Origin of the sequence: Cohnella sp. GCM10027633, from assembly GCF_042675445.1 — a bacterium.
Classification (GTDB): domain Bacteria; phylum Bacillota; class Bacilli; order Paenibacillales; family Paenibacillaceae; genus Cohnella.
This window is the reverse complement of record NZ_JBHTGV010000004.1, coordinates 258,353-273,242: the sequence shown is the minus strand read 5'-3', so window position 1 is coordinate 273,242 and position 14,890 is coordinate 258,353. Positions and strand designations below refer to the sequence as shown.

Genomic DNA, 14,890 nt, shown 5'->3' with positions numbered 1-14,890 from the left:
GAGCCCGACGAAGATTGAATTTACTCAAGGAGGAGTGCGCATGATTCGGGTATTGATCGTTGACGACGAGATTTACGCGGTCAAAGGGCTGCGTTCCGGCGTGCGATGGGACGAGATCGGCGTGGACGAGGTGCACGAGGCTTACCACGCGCCGATGGCGCAGGACATTCTGAACGAGCGGGATATCGACATTCTCTTATGCGATATCGAGATGCCGGAGACGAGCGGGCTCGATCTCATGGCTTGGATCAAGGAGCGGGGCATGGATCCGGAGACGATCGTCCTGACGTGTCACTCCGAGTTCGCGTACGCGCAGCGGGCGATGCATCTGGGCGGCTTCGATTATTTGTTGAAGCCGGTCGTCTATACGGAGTTGGAGCAAGTGCTGCGGACCGCGATCGGCAAAGTGAACGAGAAGCGAAGAATCAGCGAGACGGACGAGCAGTACGGCCGGATCGTCGAGCTGTGGAATAGCCGCAAACCTCTGCTCGTCGAGCGGTTCTGGCAGGATCTGCTCGAATGCCGCATTCCGCCGAGCGAGAAGGCGATCGCGCAGTCGCTCGCCGCTTACGACATGCGGATGGCGGACGTGGCGAGCGTCAGCCTCGTCCTCGTAAGCGTGGAGAGGTGGGAGAAGCCGCTCAACGACCGCGACGAGCAGATCATGGAGTTCGCGCTGCGCAAGGCGGCCGAGGAAGTGCTGCTCGAAGGCGGACTATCCGGCGACGTCATTCAGGACCACCGGGGCAACCTTCTCGCCATCCTGCATCGCGGGACGTCCGAGTTGCCGCAAGCGCTACTGACGGAGCGGTGCGGGGCTTACTTGGCCGCATGCAATGAATACTTCTTCTGCCAAGTGTCGTGCTACGTCGGGGAACCGGTTGCGATCACGGACATCGTCGGCAGCTATATGACGCTGCTCGACGCCGAGTACCGCAACGTCAACCAGTCGGGCATCGTGGTTACGTGCGGTTCGCCGGACGGCGACGGGGGCATTCCGATTGCCGCGCCGATGACCGAATCGGCGCTCGATCTCGCGGAGCTGATCGAACAGGGACGGATGGGCGAGCTCGAGACCCGCTTGGACGCGTGGACGATGCGGCTCGCGGGCGGACAGCCGACGGTGGAGACGCTGACCGCTTCTTACCACGCGTTCCTGCAGGCCGTCTACTACGCGATGCACCGTAGAGGGATGCAGGCGCATTTGCTGTACGAGAACCGGACGTGTCCGGGCATCGAGACGGCGACGCGGTCGGTGGCGCATTGGCAGTCGTGGGCGCGATGCATCGCGGAAGCCGCCGGCGCGCTGTTCGCGAAGCCGGCGGCGACGAGCCCCGTCGTGCAGAAGGTGACCGCCTTCATCGGGGAGCATCTGGACGATGACTTGACGCGGGAGCAGCTTGCCGCCGTGGCGTTCGTCAATCCGGCCTACTTGTCCAGACTGTTCCGCAAGGAGACGGGCATGGTGCTCACCGACTACATTCTGCAGGAGAAAATGCGCAAAGCCGCCGAGCTGCTCTCTACGACGGACCGGAGCATCAGCGAGATCGCCGACGGGCTGAGCTACGGCAACTTCTCGTACTTCGCGAGATTGTTCCGGAAGGTGCACGGCGTGACGCCGCACGATTACCGCAAATCGTACCGGAAGAGAGCATAAGGCAGCGTCTTGCTGAAGAGGTCATCATTTTGACGTTAGTTGTCACAAACCGAGCAGAGGGCGCCGCGAAGCCTCTCGTACAATGGACTCGAGCTAGTAGTCCGTGGTGCGGGAGGCTTTTTACTTATGAGAAATTTATCGATCGTCCGCAAGCTGGCGTTGCTGCTGCTCGCGTTGCTATTGATTAGCGGTTTGACCGGGTTCGCGATTCTGCGTTCGAACGCGCAGGTCGGGTCTCACGCGAACGAAGCCGAAGCGTTGGCCCGTACGGAGCAGGATTACGCGAGTTTGATAGGTTCGTACAACGAGCTGAATACGATCTCTTACCGGTTCCTGAGCGAAGGTTACGAGAAGAAGCAAGCGGAAGCCTACGCGTCCAAGCTGTCGCGGATGGAGGAACTGAAGTCGGAGCTTGCGTACGCGTTCGAGAACGATGAGGATCTTCGTTCGTACTTGGCGTGGTTCGATAAAATCAACGGGCAATACGCCGAGCTGTTCGACGCGCACTTCGCCGGGGCGTTCCTGCCGGAGTCGCTGAACGGCGTCGTCATCCGGCAAGCGCTGACGGCGCAGATGAACGATACGGTTCGCGTCGATACGGAACTTAAGGCGTTGTTCGAGGCGCGGCGGGCGGCAAGCTCGGACAAGCTGGCGCGCACGTTGTCCGCGAGTTCGAGGGACGTCATCCTGCTGACGGCGTTCATGCTCGTCGTCACGCTCGCGCTCGCTTCCTTGTTCGGGCGTTCGATCGACCGGGGCGTCAAGCTGCTGATGCGACGCATTCTAGCGTACCGCGACGGCAAGCTGGACTACGTCTCGACGGCATTGCGGGGCGACGAATTCGGGACGGTCGACGCGTATTTGGCGAAGATGGGCGAGCAATTGCGAGAGATGCTGGAAGGCAACCGCCGGACGGGACGGGAGGTCATCAAATGGACGAGTAATATTAGCGGGAAGTCGGCCGAGAACCGGCAAGCCGCGTCGGCGATCCAGGAACTGACGGAGCGGTGCCAAGCTCGGATCGAGCTGCAGCACGACGCCACGGCGTCGATCTCCGCCGTCGTGGAGGAGGCGTCGGCCGGTTCGGAGCACATGCTGCACGCGTCCGGCGCGTTGCGGGATTCGGTGCTGCGCACGAACGGGCACGCGCAGGCGGGGCGAGAGCTTGTCGCGGGGTTGTCCGCTTCGTTCGCGGAGACGAGCGCGCAGATGGCGCGGCTCGAAGGGCAGGTGCAATCGATGACGTCGAGAATCGGGGATGCGCACCGGTCGATGCTCGGCATTAGCGAGATCGCGTATCGGACGAATCTGCTCGCCCTGAACGCTTCGATCGAGGCTTCGCGCGCAGGCGCGCACGGCGGCGGATTCTCGGTCATCGCGGGCGAGGTTCGGCGGTTGGCCGGGCAGACGGAAGGGTTCGCGGGCAACGTTCGCGGCGTCATGGCGTCGGTCCAGGCGGACATCGCGGCGATGGCTGCCGGGTTCTCCGCGTTCAGCGCGTTAATGGACGCGACGAGGGACCGCTCCGAGCAAGCGGTCGCTTCCTTCGGCGACATTGCGCAGGAGAGCGGCCGGCTCGCCGCGGAGACGGCGGCTTGGTCGCAGTCGGTCGAGGAGGTGGCCGCGGGCTTGCACGAGATCGTCGGGTCGATCGAGCAGCTCGCCGTATCTTCGGCCGATATCCGGGAGAGCATGCAGCAAGTATCCGGTCTCGCCGCGACGCAATCCGACGTGTCGGGGTATTTGCAGCAAGCGGTCGATCGCTTGGCGGACGCCGCGAAGACGCTTCGGGCGGAGGACGAGCGGTAGCGCGTGTAGCGAGATTACGGCGATGAATAGCCCGGGAAAACCGGGCTATTGCGCTTCGGATGCCGATTCGAGTTTCTGTAGCCGGGAAAAGCCGGGCTATTGCGCTTCGGATGCCGATTCGAGTGTCTGTAGCCGGGAAAAGCCGGGCTATTGCGCTTCGGATGCCGATTCGAGTGTCTGTAGCCGGGAAAAGCCGGGCTATTGCGCGCGGGATGACGCGGGAATACCAGGCTACGGTATACATGCAGTTCGACTAACCCTAACAACAGCGCGCCGAATGTCCCAATTCACGCCTGCAGTTCGACTAATCCCAACTCCGACGCGCCGACTGCCCCAATCCGCACATGTAGTTTGACTAATCCCAACTCCAACGCGCCGAATGTCCCAATCCGCACATGCAGTTCGACTAACCCTAACAACAGCGCGCCGACTGTCCACACAAGTATATTAGCGCGACGGCTTCGAGTTCCCCGTTGACGACGCATCTATTCCGTGCAATAATGTACACGCGTACATTATTGAGATCACTCCAGAACAGGATGGCGGTAACGGTGTCCAACCGCAAAAAAGTCGCCGAGCTCGCCGGCGTGTCCGAAGCGACCGTCTCCCGAGTGCTGAACGGGATCGGCCCGATGAAGGAATCGACCCGGCAGCGCGTACTGGCGGCGGCCAAGCAGCTCAACTACGAGCTCAACGCGATCGCTTCGAGTTTCGCCCGCGGCAGAAGCGGCAACCTCGGCGTCGTGCTGCCGCACGTGCCGAAGGTTCACTTGTTCTCCACGTTCTACTTCTCCGAGATCTTAAGCGGGATTGGAGAGGCGGTTCGATCGAAAGGCTACGGGCTCTTGCTCTTGTTCCGGGATCCGAACGAAACGTTCGATTACGCTTCGCTGTTCCGGACGCAGCGGATCGACGCGTGCATCGTTCTCGGCGCGAGCGCGATCGCTTCCGAGCGGGAGGGCATCGCGCAGATGGCCGGTCAACGGCTTCCCTTCTGCGTCATGGACCAACGGTTCGACGGACTGGACGTCAGCACGGTTCAGACCGACCATGCCCAGGGAAGCTATGAGGCCGTTCGGCATTTGCTAGCGAACGGGCGCAAGCGGATCGGCTTCCTGAACGGTTCCCCGCAATATTCCAACAGCGTCGACCGGATGACCGGCTACCGAAGAGCGTTGGCGGAAGCGGGCATCGCGTTCGACGAATCGATCGTCTACCGGGGCAATTACAGCCGCAAGAGCGGATCGATAGCGGCGGAAGCCGTCCATGCCGATCTGGCGAAGTTGGACGCGCTGTTCGTGGCGAACGATCGGATGGCGATCGGGCTCATGCAGGGGATGCGGGAGCTCGGCTGCAAGTTCCCTGAAGACTTGCCGATCGTCGGCTACGACGATTCGGACGCCGCGAGCATGACGGAACCGCCGTTAACGACGGTGAAGGTTCCGTTCTACGAGATGGGAAGATTGGCTTCGGAACGACTGCTCGATAGGATGTCCGATCCCGATAACGAGGCATTCACGTTCAACGACATGCTTCAGACCGAATTGAAAGTAAGGAAATCTTGCGCAGCGCATAGGAGCGGAGAAACCAGATGACGAGAAAAGCATTGATCGTATGGGGCGGCTGGGATGGCCACCAACCGAAGGAAGTGGCGGAGATTTTCCGCGGACAGCTCGTGAAGGAAGGGTTCGAGGTCGAAGTGTCGGATACGCTCGAAGCGTTCGCCGACGGAGAGAAGCTGAAGTCGCTCGACCTGATCGTGCCGGTATGGACGATGGGCCGGATCGACGGCCAATACGTCAACAACGTATCCGCGGCCGTGCAGAGCGGCGTCGGCCTCGCGGGCTGCCACGGCGGCATGTGCGACGCGTTCCGGGACAACACGGACTGGCAATTCATGACCGGCGGCCAATGGATCGCGCATCCGGGCAACGACGGCACGACGTACACGGTCGAGATCAAGAGCAGCTCGAGCCCGCTCGTGGATGGGATCGCGGACTTCGAGGTGAGCACGGAGCAGTATTACCTGCACGTCGATCCGGCGAACGAAGTGCTCGCGACGACGCGCTTCCCGCTCGCTCCCGGGCCGTATTCGACGAACAAGTCGGTCGATATGCCGGTCGTCTGGACGAAGCGTTGGGGCCAAGGCCGCGTCTATTATAACTCGCTCGGGCATCAAGCGAACATTATGGAAATTCCGGTCGTTCAAGAGTTGATGCGCAGAGGCTTCAACTGGGCGGCCGAAGGCAAGGCGCTCGCGAACGCGGACGAGAAGCAAGAAGCCTACACGGGCATGCAGGACAACCAACTTTAAGATCCGGAGATGAGAGCGATCATGGATAAAATCAAAGTCGGCATCATTGGCACGGGCAACATCAGCGGCATTTATTTTCAGAACGGCAAGAAATTCGATTCGATGGAAGTCGTCGCTTGCGCCGACCTTGACGTAGAACGCGCCAAAGCGAAAGCAGCGGAGCACGGCATTCGCGGCTGCTCCGTCGAAGAGCTGCTCGCCGATCCCGACATCCAGATGGTCATCAATCTGACGATTCCGCTCGCGCACGGCTCCGTTAACCTGCAGGTACTCGAAGCGGGCAAGCACGTATACGTGGAGAAGCCGTTCACCGTTACCCGCGAGGAAGGCGAGCAGGTGCTCGAACTCGCGCGCCGCAAAGGGCTGCTCGTCGGCAGCGCGCCGGACACGTTCCTCGGCGGAGGCATCCAGACTTCTATCAAGCTCATCGAGGACGGCTGGATCGGCACGCCGATCGGCGCGACCGCGTTCATGCTGTGCGGCGGCCACGAGAATTGGCATCCGTCTCCGGAGTTCTACTACCATAAGGGCGGCGGCCCGATGTTCGACATGGGACCGTATTACCTGACGGCGCTCGTCGCGGCGCTCGGACCTATCGCGCGCGTGACTGGCTCGACGCGGATCACGTTCCCGGAACGCACGATCACGAGCCAGCCGAAGTACGGGCAGAAGGTGACGGTCGAGACGCCGACGCACGTCGCGGGCATCATGGAATTCGCGGGCGGACCGATCGCCACGATCTTGACGAGCTTCGACGTGAAGGGCGGCACGATGCTGCCTTGCATCGAGCTGTACGGCAGCCACGGCACGATTCAGATTCCGGACCCGAACGGCTTCGGCGGCACGATCCGCGTTCGTCGCTCGGGCGCGGGCAACTGGTCCGAAATTCCGCTCACGCACGGCTACGCGGACAACGCTCGCGGCGTCGGCGCGGCCGACATGGCGAGAGCGATCCAGACGGGACGCAAGCATCGCGCGAACGGGGAGATGGCGTTCCACGTCCTCGAAGCGATGCACGGCTTCCACGACGCGGCCGCCGAAGGCAAGCACTACGTCATGAAGAGCTCGTGCGAGCGTCCGGCTTCGTTCCCGCTCGGACTCGCGGACTTCACGCTGGACTAATACGATTACTTGTGGAACCGGGACGACGCCGTCGTCCCGGTTTTTGCGTACGCGGGGACAGGCGCCTGCTGTAACGGTACCACGTGCCGCTAGAGGGAAGGAATAGCGGAGTTCGGCGCTGTAACGGTACCACGTGCCGCTAGAGGGAAGGAGTTGCAAAGTTCGGCGCTGTAACGGTACCACGTGCCGCTAGAAGGAAGTAGTTGCGGACTTCGGCGCTGCAACGGTACCACGTGCCGCTAGAAGGAAGTAGTTGCGGACTTCGACGCTGCAACGGTACTACGTGCCGCTAGAGGGGCTACGATTTACATCTTGCATATGACCGACCCATCCCGCACAATGATCAAGTGTGTATATGAGCAGTAGAATGGAGCTTGCGACGCAACATGGCTAACCGTAACTGGATTTACTATATCGGGCTCGTGCTCGTGGCGGCGATCTGGGGCGCGAACTTCGGCGTATCCCGGTCGGCGATGGAGACGTTCGACCCGGTGCTGTTCTCGTTCCTGCGATTCGCCGGAGCGGTGCCGTTCTTCTTCCTGATCCTGAAGCTGAAGGAAGGCAGCGTCCGCGTGCCCGCGAAGGACATGCTCGCGCTCGCGGGCATCGGCCTCGTCGGCATTACCGGGCTCGAGATCGCCGTCATGTACTCGATCAAGTACACGACGCTCGCCAACGCCTCGCTGCTGAACGTCGCCCCTTGGCCGATCTTCGCCGCGCTGTTCGCGCCGTTATTCGTGAAGGAGAAGTTCACGCGCAGGCTGGCGGTCGGCGGCGCCGTCGCCATGGTCGGGGTGTCGTTCGTCATTCTCGGCGGAAGCGAAGGACTTAGCCTGTCGTCGGACAACATGGTCGGCAACCTGCTGGCGTTCGGAGTCAGCATCATCGGCGCGCTGTTCAACCTCGCGACGATGCCGCTCATGAAGCGCCATTCGCCGCTTCGGGTCAGTACGTGGTACATCCTGTTCGGCACGGTCTTCATGCTTCCGTTCACGGCCGGCGCGTGGGGGGAAGTGGACTGGAGCGGCTTGACCGCAGGCCACTACACGGCGATCGCCTACAACGTGTTCGTCTGCACCGTATTCGCCTTCGTCGCTTGGAACGCGGGCATGCTGAGGGTCGGCGCGGCGCGGGCGAACTTCTTCCGCTACGTCGTGCCCGCGACGTCGGTCGCCGCCGGTTACCTGTTCTTCGACGAGCAGATTACGGGCATGCAGCTCGCGGGCACCGGGTTCATGGCGCTTGGGCTCATCTGGATCGGACTTGAGCGGCAGAAACCAATCGCATGAAGCGAATACAAAAGGGGCGGAGCCGCTACACGGCTTCGCCCCTTCCGTCTCCTCCGTCTCCTCCGTCTTCTTCCCTATCCGCCCTTTCCCCCCGCGCCCCGAGCGGCAACGTGATCGACAGCTCGCAGCCGATCGGCGAGCCGCTTAAGTCCGTTCCCGAGCCGATCGATACCGATCCGCCGATCAAATGTATGCGCTCCATCATCGACGTGAGGCCGAAGCCCGGCTTCGACTCCCCGTATGGCATACCGTCGTTCCATAGCGTGAACCGGAGGTTGTCTCCGATAGGCAACAGCGTAAACCTGAACCGGCCGCACCGGCCATGGCGAATGCCGTTCGTCAATCCTTCCTGCAGCGCGTGGAAGAGCACCTGCTCGGCCAGCTTGCCGAGTCCGGGCGGCAGCTTGATGACCGCGTCCACCTCGACTTCCATCGTCGCCTCCGTATCCCGGATCAAATCGCGCAGCGCCGGCTCCAGCTTGAACGGCGTTTGGTCCATTTTCAGCACGCGCACCGTCCTCCGGATATCGTCCAACCCTTTGCGAATGAGCCCGTTCACGGTCGACAGCTTGTCGAGCGGAATTTCCCGGTCGCGTTCGGCCAGCTTCTTCGTCGCTTCCAATTGAACGATCGCGGCCGTCAGCGTATGGCCGACGACATCGTGCATTTCGTGCGCGATTCTCGTTCTCTCCTCGAGCACCGACACCTCCGCCAGCGTCTCCGCCTTCTCGCGCATCGTCTCTTGCAGCGAGCGGTTCGCCGCTTCGAGCTCTCTCGTCCGAACGTCGACGAGCTGTTCCAGGTTGCGATGGAATAGCGCAAGCTCGGCGTTCTTCGCGATGAGCGCCTGCGCGTTCCGTTCGGATTCCTGATGAACGCGGCGCACGCTGTTCACGAGCACCATGACCATGCTGAGCATGAACAGCAGCAACCCGTTCGGCAGCATGCCCCCGAGCACTTGCATCGCGTAGGGCCAAACCTCTCCGAGCTCGCGGATGACCTGCGGCGGACTCATCTGAATCATATGCAGGACGCCGCATACGGTCATGATGGCGTAGCCGCGGACGAGCCATTGCCGTTCGGCGGCTTGGTCCCGCTCGGTCCTGTGCTTGAACAAGACGAACGTCACGACGGTCATCGCAGCGACGCCTAGGATCGGGAACACCCGGACGAACATATCCCAATACAAGGACGGGCTCCAAATGCCGACGCACAGGTTGGCGGCCGTGAACAGGAGCAGCGCGGACTTGGCCAACCGGATCGGCATCCGCCTCGCGGCGCCGAGCGCTTCCCCGTATAAGCCGACGAAGGCGTATACGCCGAACGGAAGCAACAGATCGTTCCAGTAGTAGAGCGAGCCGACGTCGGCGAACCATTGCAGCGAGATGCAGAGGAACAGCATGCCGAACCCGGCGGTCAGCGCTAGCGCGGAGAACCACGCGTAGATGCGCATTTTTCTCCGAACGTACAGCACGGCTCCGACGATTCCGGCGATCAGATTCAGCAGGGAAATCGCGTACAACGGCCATTCTCCGCTCAGATAAGTCTCCAGTCGGGTGCCGGGATCCGATACGTTCATCCAAGCCCACTGGAGAAAAGGAAGCCCTTCCCACTTCGCGCGAACGACGATCGTCTTGCCCGCATCGGACGGCTCGAGCTTCAGCGGATGGACGTTCAACCGATAATTGTTCCAGACGAGTCCGCCGTCCATGCCGTAACGATAGACGGACTTGCCGTCTATCAGTATCTCGAAACGGTTCATGCCGGCCATGAACAAATACGGCTGCGCGTGCTTCAGCTCGGGAAGCGTCCGCCGCAAGGTGAGCGTGCCTACGTAGTCCGTCAGCTTGCTCCATTCGGCTTCGTCGAAGGGGCGCCAGCTTCCGTCCGCTTTCGGCCCGTCGGCGTACCGCACCTCCCAATGCTTGAGCAGAGCGACGGTCGCCTGACGCCCTTCGCTTATGTAAGGTTGATCCCGCATGAACACGGAAGGCAGCAGCATGCTAAGCACCCCGATGCATAGCGCGAGCCAGACGAGTCTTGATATCAGCGCACGAGCGCGGGTTCGGATCATAGGAAGAGGAGCTCCTTCAGCCGTTTAATGGAAGCGGCGCGTTCGTTCGTGCCGATCTTGTTGTAGATGAGACTGACGTAGTTGCGCACCGTTCCCTCGCTCATGTTGAGGATGGCTGCGATCTGCTTGTTCGCTTTCTCCTGCACCATGAGCCGTATGATCTGCCGCTCCTTATCGTTGAAGAACAAACCCTCGCGCGACACCGCCTGTTCGTCCATGGCATCGGCATGCTGCCGCGTCGCCCCGCTCCTCACCCTGGCGGCGAGCTTGGCCGCGATCGGGGCGGGCATGATCAGATGTCCCCGGAGCGCTTCCCTGATCGTCTGCACGATCTGGTCTCCGGCCATATCCTTCAGCAGGAAGCCGTCCGCGCCGCCTGCCATCGCTTCGACGATCAAGTCGTCCTCCAGGAACGTCGTCAGCATGAGAACGAGCGTGCCCGGATAATCGGCCTTAATGCGCCGCATGCCTTCGATTCCGTTAAGCACGGGCATCTTGATATCCATCAGCACGACGTCGGGGCGGGTCGCTCCCGTTATTTCGTAAGCTTCTTGGCCGTTGGCCGCTAGACCGGCCGTTCGCATATCGTCTTCGAGATTGACGATCGTCTGCAAGCCTTCCCGGAGCAGCGTCTGATCGTCGACGATCACAACGTGGATCATGTCATCACGGTTCCTTCGCGCGGATAAATTCGGGCATGGGCCCGTCATCGTGATTTCAGCTTACCACAGGTTAGGCCGCCGGAGATCGGTCGCGGCGCATGTCATGACCGCAGTGACAAAAACGATGACTCGCGTCACTAGGCCGGTTACGTCACGAGCGGGTACGATCGGAGGGAAGCGGCGGGAAGGCAAGAGCCGCGTCGGAAGGGGACAAGACGTGATGGAAAGAAGCAGGTTAAGCGCAAGAAGCAGAATCGTATTGGCGGCAAGTCTGGCGCTGCTGATGTTATGGAGCCAGTGGGTATGGTCGCCGCGAGCCGAGGGCAGAGCGTCCGAGGAACTCGTCGTATACGACGAAGCGCTGTCCGGGGCGTTCGTCAACTACGGCTGGGCGGAAGCCGATCTGGCATCGGCCGATTACGCGAAGGAAGGCGCGCGTTCGATCCGGCTCAAGCCAAATGGCGGGACCGCGCTGTATTTGTATAAAGACAGGGTGTTGTCGACTGCCGAATACGGCGCCTTGCGGTTCTGGATTCATGGCGGAAGCACGGGCGGCCAGCAGTTGAAGGCCGTGCTGTCGCTCGGGGGACAGACGGTCATGGAGAAGCAAGTCGCGGAACTGATACCGGGCGGCATCAAGGCGGGCGAGTGGAGCGAAGTGGTCATCCCGCTGGCACCCAATGGCGCAGCCGGCTTGATCGACGGCATCTGGCTGTGGGGAGAAGGCGAACAAGACTCGGTCTATATAGACGAAGTCGCTTTCGTGCCGGAAGGCGCGACGACGGGCGGCGAACAACCGGGCGAAGAAGAGCCGCCGGCAGGCGACATCGTCGGCTTGCTGTTCGAGCAGCCTCAGCTGATCGTCCGCGAGGGCGGACTGGCGAACGCGCCGCTCCTGGCCCGCTACGAGAGCGGGGCGCTGGCTTCGTTGGCCGAAGGAGCGACGTGGGTTTCCGGCGATCCGGAGGTAGCCGGCGTCTCGGGCGGGCTGATCCAAGGCTTGAAGCCGGGACAAACGACGATCGTCGCTCGCTACGGGGGATTCGAAGCGGTGCTCGAGCTGAACGTGCTGGAGCGGAGCAGCGTCGCCCCGATCGAACCGATCGACGGAGTGTACGCGTACGACGACGCGCTCGGCGGGCAGTTCGCTAATTACGGCTGGGCGGACGTCGATCTCGCCGAGCAAGGGACGGTGCATACCGGAGAGAACGCGATCCGCTTCTCCCCGAGCGGAGACGCGCCGATCTATCTGTATAGCGATCGGATCTTGACGGACAAAGAATTCGAGAAGCTAAGGCTATGGATTCACGGCGGCGACGAAGGAGGGCAGCGTCTGAAGCTCGTGTTCATGGCCGGCGGACAGGCGGTCAAGGAGCTGTCGTCCGCGGAGTTGTTCGGAGAAGGCGGCGCGCCGGCCGGCGAATGGACGAAGCTCGAGTTCTTGCTGGCGGACTTGAAGCTGCCCGGCGGGTTGTTCGACGGCCTGATCATCGCGGGAGTAGGCGGCGTCCAGAGCGACGTCTACCTTGACGACATCGCGCTCGTGCGCAAATACGTCGCTCCGCCGAAGCTCGTGGAAGTCCGGATGGACAAGCCGGAGCTCGTCCTGTTGCCGGGAGACACGAACCGGTTGAACGCGGAATCGCTCGTCGAGACGGGCGCGACGGACATCGTCTCGGACGAAGCCGAGTGGACGTCCGATCGCCCGGAAGTCGCGAGCGTGAACGGCGGCGACATCGCGGCGCTATCCGTCGGCATTGCGAAGATAACGGCTACGTACAAGGAACACGTCGCGGTCGCTTACGTGCAAGTGACGGAAATCGCGGAAGAAGCCGTATACGCCGACGGGCTCGCGGACGGCTACCGCAATCAAAGCTGGCACGACAAGGATCTGGCGAACGCCGAGCAGGCGCACGATGGCGAGCTGTCGATCAAGTTCGAGCCCGATGGCTGGGACGGCGTATGGCTCGTTAGCGGCGAGAAGAAGCAGGCGTCCGATTACTACGGCGTCGAGTTCTGGATTCACGGCGGAGCGACCGGCGGGCAGAAGCTTCTGTTCCACGGCTATAACGGCAACATGGGCATCGGCGCGGTCGACTTGGCGGCGTACGCGGAAGGCGGCGTCTTGCCGGCGAACGCATGGACGAAAGTGACCGTGAACTTGGCGGACATGGGCATTACCGAAGGGGAGTTCGACGGGTTTATTTTCCAGGCGGCGACGGAGAGCGATCAAGCCGCGGTGTACATCGACGACGTGAAGCTGCTTCGCAATCTTCACGCGGGCGAGCTGCCCGAGCCGGTGCTGCCGTCCGTGGCCGTTACGGTCGATATGGCCGCGGACCGCAAGCCGATCAATTCGGAAATCTACGGCATTAACTACAACGACAACAACGAGACCGATTCGACGCTCGCGTTCCCGGTTCAACGGTGGGGCGGCAACAATACGACCCGCTACAACTGGCAGCTCGACGTCGCGAACCGGGCGTCGGACTGGTTCTTCATGAACTATCCGTACGACAACGATAATCCGGAGGCGCTGCCGAACGGATCGACGTCGGACCGGTTCATCGACGGCGTGCACGCGCAAGGCGGCAACGTGCTGCTGACCGTGCCGACGATCGGCTGGACGCCGAAGTCGCGAGAGCTGGCGTTCGGCTTCAGCCGCGCCAAGTACGGGGAGCAGGAGAGCTTCGCGCCGGAGCATCCGGACGCGGGCAACGGGGTATACAAGAACGGCGATCTGATCGTTGGCAACGATCCGACGGATACGTCCAAGCGGATCGGGACGGAATTCGTCACCGACTGGATGAAGCATATCTCCGAGCGAACGGACGATAAGCTGCACTATTACGCGCTGGACAACGAGCCGGAAATCTGGCACGTGACGCATCGCGACGTCCATCCGGAAGCGCCGACGTACGACGAGATCTGGGGCTTCACCGAGCAATACGGCAGCGCGATCAAGGCGACCGACGACAAGGCGCAAGTGTTCGGTCCGACGTCTTGGGGCTGGTGCGCGTACTTCTACTCTTCGGCGGACAATTGCGCCGACGGTCCGGACCGGCAGGCGCACGACGGCAAGCCGTTCCTGGAATGGTACCTGGAGCAGATCAAGGCGCACGAAGAAGAGACGGGCGTACGTCTCGTCGACTATCTCGACATTCACTTCTATCCGCAAGAGGGCGTCGTAACTTCGGGAGAAGAAGGGCCGGCAGCGGCGAAGCGCAGGTTCCAATCGCTGAAGTCGCTCTACGACCCGAACTTCGTCGACCAATCGTGGATCCAGGAGCCGATCCGTCTCATTCCGCGCATGAAGGAGATGATCGCGGGCAGCGTGCCGGGCATGAAGCTCGCGATCACCGAATACAACTTCGGCAACGGCGACGGCGTCAGCGCGGGACTCGCGCAAGCCGAGGCGCTCGCGATCTTCGGCCGGGAAGGCGTCGATCTGGCGACGAGGTTCGGCGTCGTGAAGGCCGGCACGCCGATCGAGGACGCGTTCAAGCTGTATCTCGATTACGACGGGCAAGGCAGCCGGATCGACGGGGATAGCGTCTCCACGAAGAGCGCGATTCCGGACGCGCTCGGCGCGTACACGATCGCCGGAGACGACGGCAAGACGTACGTGCTGCTGTTCAACAAAGACAGCGCGATCCGCGAAGTGAACGTGAGCGGCGCGTTCGAAGAGGGCCAGGCTGCCGTCTATCGCTTCGATTCGTCGAAGCGGCTGTCGGCCGGCGGCGCCGCGAACGTCGCGGCGGATGGCTTCTCGCTGAAGATGCCGCCAAAGTCGGCCGCGTTGGTCGTCATTCCATAAGCATCGCAAGGCCAAGGCCGCCGGGGGAAACCCCGGCGGTTTTCGACGTCTTCGGGGAGGTTCGAGCGAGGGTTGTACCCATTTTGCGCGCGCGCGCGAGGATTCGGGCTGTTGTCGATTGTTACGCCATAAGCGATCACTTATCA

Annotated in this window: 9 protein-coding genes; 7 read left to right on the top strand and 2 right to left on the bottom strand. The window is 61.9% G+C overall.

The genetic code is table 11. The features are described from left to right. Positions 1-40 precede the first annotated feature (40 nt). From ACFQZG_RS12715 to ACFQZG_RS12690, 6 genes are all read left to right on the top strand, one after another. Positions 41-1,657: a response regulator transcription factor gene (locus ACFQZG_RS12715; RefSeq protein ID WP_378152991.1), complete on the top strand. Its 1,617-nt coding sequence runs from the start codon at positions 41-43 to the stop codon at positions 1,655-1,657. A gap of 126 nt (positions 1,658-1,783) precedes the next feature. Then, the gene (locus ACFQZG_RS12710) at positions 1,784-3,466 is read left to right on the top strand and encodes a methyl-accepting chemotaxis protein (RefSeq protein ID WP_378152989.1); all 1,683 of its coding nucleotides are present in this window, start codon (positions 1,784-1,786) and stop codon (positions 3,464-3,466) included. Positions 3,467-4,017: 551 nt separating this feature from the next. Further along, complete coding sequence (locus tag ACFQZG_RS12705; RefSeq protein WP_378152987.1) at positions 4,018-5,061, top strand: LacI family DNA-binding transcriptional regulator; 1,044 nt, start codon at positions 4,018-4,020, stop codon at positions 5,059-5,061. After that, complete coding sequence (locus ACFQZG_RS12700) at positions 5,058-5,780, top strand: ThuA domain-containing protein (protein WP_378152985.1); 723 nt, start codon at positions 5,058-5,060, stop codon at positions 5,778-5,780. The genes ACFQZG_RS12705 and ACFQZG_RS12700 overlap by 4 nt, the downstream gene beginning before the upstream one ends. 21 nt (positions 5,781-5,801) lie before the next feature. Continuing rightward, a complete protein-coding gene (locus ACFQZG_RS12695) occupies positions 5,802-6,902 on the top strand; it encodes a Gfo/Idh/MocA family protein (protein WP_378152983.1) in 1,101 nt (366 codons plus the stop codon). Positions 6,903-7,288: 386 nt separating this feature from the next. Then, complete coding sequence (locus ACFQZG_RS12690; RefSeq protein ID WP_378152981.1) at positions 7,289-8,191, top strand: DMT family transporter; 903 nt, start codon at positions 7,289-7,291, stop codon at positions 8,189-8,191. Positions 8,192-8,216: 25 nt separating this feature from the next. Here the strand turns inward: ACFQZG_RS12690 and ACFQZG_RS12685 are convergent, their stop codons facing one another. Both ACFQZG_RS12685 and ACFQZG_RS12680 read right to left on the bottom strand, forming a co-directional pair. Then, positions 8,217-10,265 (bottom strand): sensor histidine kinase, encoded by a 2,049-nt coding sequence (locus tag ACFQZG_RS12685; RefSeq protein ID WP_378152979.1) that lies wholly within the window; start codon positions 10,263-10,265, stop codon positions 8,217-8,219. Further along, complete coding sequence (locus ACFQZG_RS12680) at positions 10,262-10,927, bottom strand: response regulator (protein ID WP_378152977.1); 666 nt, start codon at positions 10,925-10,927, stop codon at positions 10,262-10,264. Before ACFQZG_RS12680 ends, ACFQZG_RS12685 begins: the two co-directional genes overlap by 4 nt. A 220-nt stretch (positions 10,928-11,147) precedes the next feature. Between ACFQZG_RS12680 and ACFQZG_RS12675 the strand changes: the two genes are divergently transcribed. Beyond that, positions 11,148-14,744 carry a glycoside hydrolase family 44 protein gene (locus ACFQZG_RS12675; protein ID WP_378152975.1) on the top strand — a complete coding sequence of 1,199 codons (3,597 nt, stop codon included), beginning with the start codon at positions 11,148-11,150 and terminating at the stop codon, positions 14,742-14,744. Positions 14,745-14,890: the final 146 nt, after the last annotated feature.

Bases quoted from the DNA above. Each gene is read 5' to 3' on its own strand.
- ACFQZG_RS12715 (WP_378152991.1), top strand. From the start codon at position 41: ATGATTCGGGTATTGATCGTTGACGACGAGATTTACGCGGTCAAAGGG.
- ACFQZG_RS12710 (WP_378152989.1), top strand. From the start codon at position 1,784: ATGAGAAATTTATCGATCGTCCGCAAGCTGGCGTTGCTGCTGCTCGCG.
- ACFQZG_RS12700 (WP_378152985.1), top strand. From the start codon at position 5,058: ATGACGAGAAAAGCATTGATCGTATGGGGCGGCTGGGATGGCCACCAA.
- ACFQZG_RS12695 (WP_378152983.1), top strand. From the start codon at position 5,802: ATGGATAAAATCAAAGTCGGCATCATTGGCACGGGCAACATCAGCGGC.
- ACFQZG_RS12690 (WP_378152981.1), top strand. From the start codon at position 7,289: ATGGCTAACCGTAACTGGATTTACTATATCGGGCTCGTGCTCGTGGCG.
- ACFQZG_RS12685 (WP_378152979.1), bottom strand. From the start codon at position 10,265: ATGATCCGAACCCGCGCTCGTGCGCTGATATCAAGACTCGTCTGGCTC.
- ACFQZG_RS12680 (WP_378152977.1), bottom strand. From the start codon at position 10,927: ATGATCCACGTTGTGATCGTCGACGATCAGACGCTGCTCCGGGAAGGC.
- ACFQZG_RS12675 (WP_378152975.1), top strand. From the start codon at position 11,148: ATGGAAAGAAGCAGGTTAAGCGCAAGAAGCAGAATCGTATTGGCGGCA.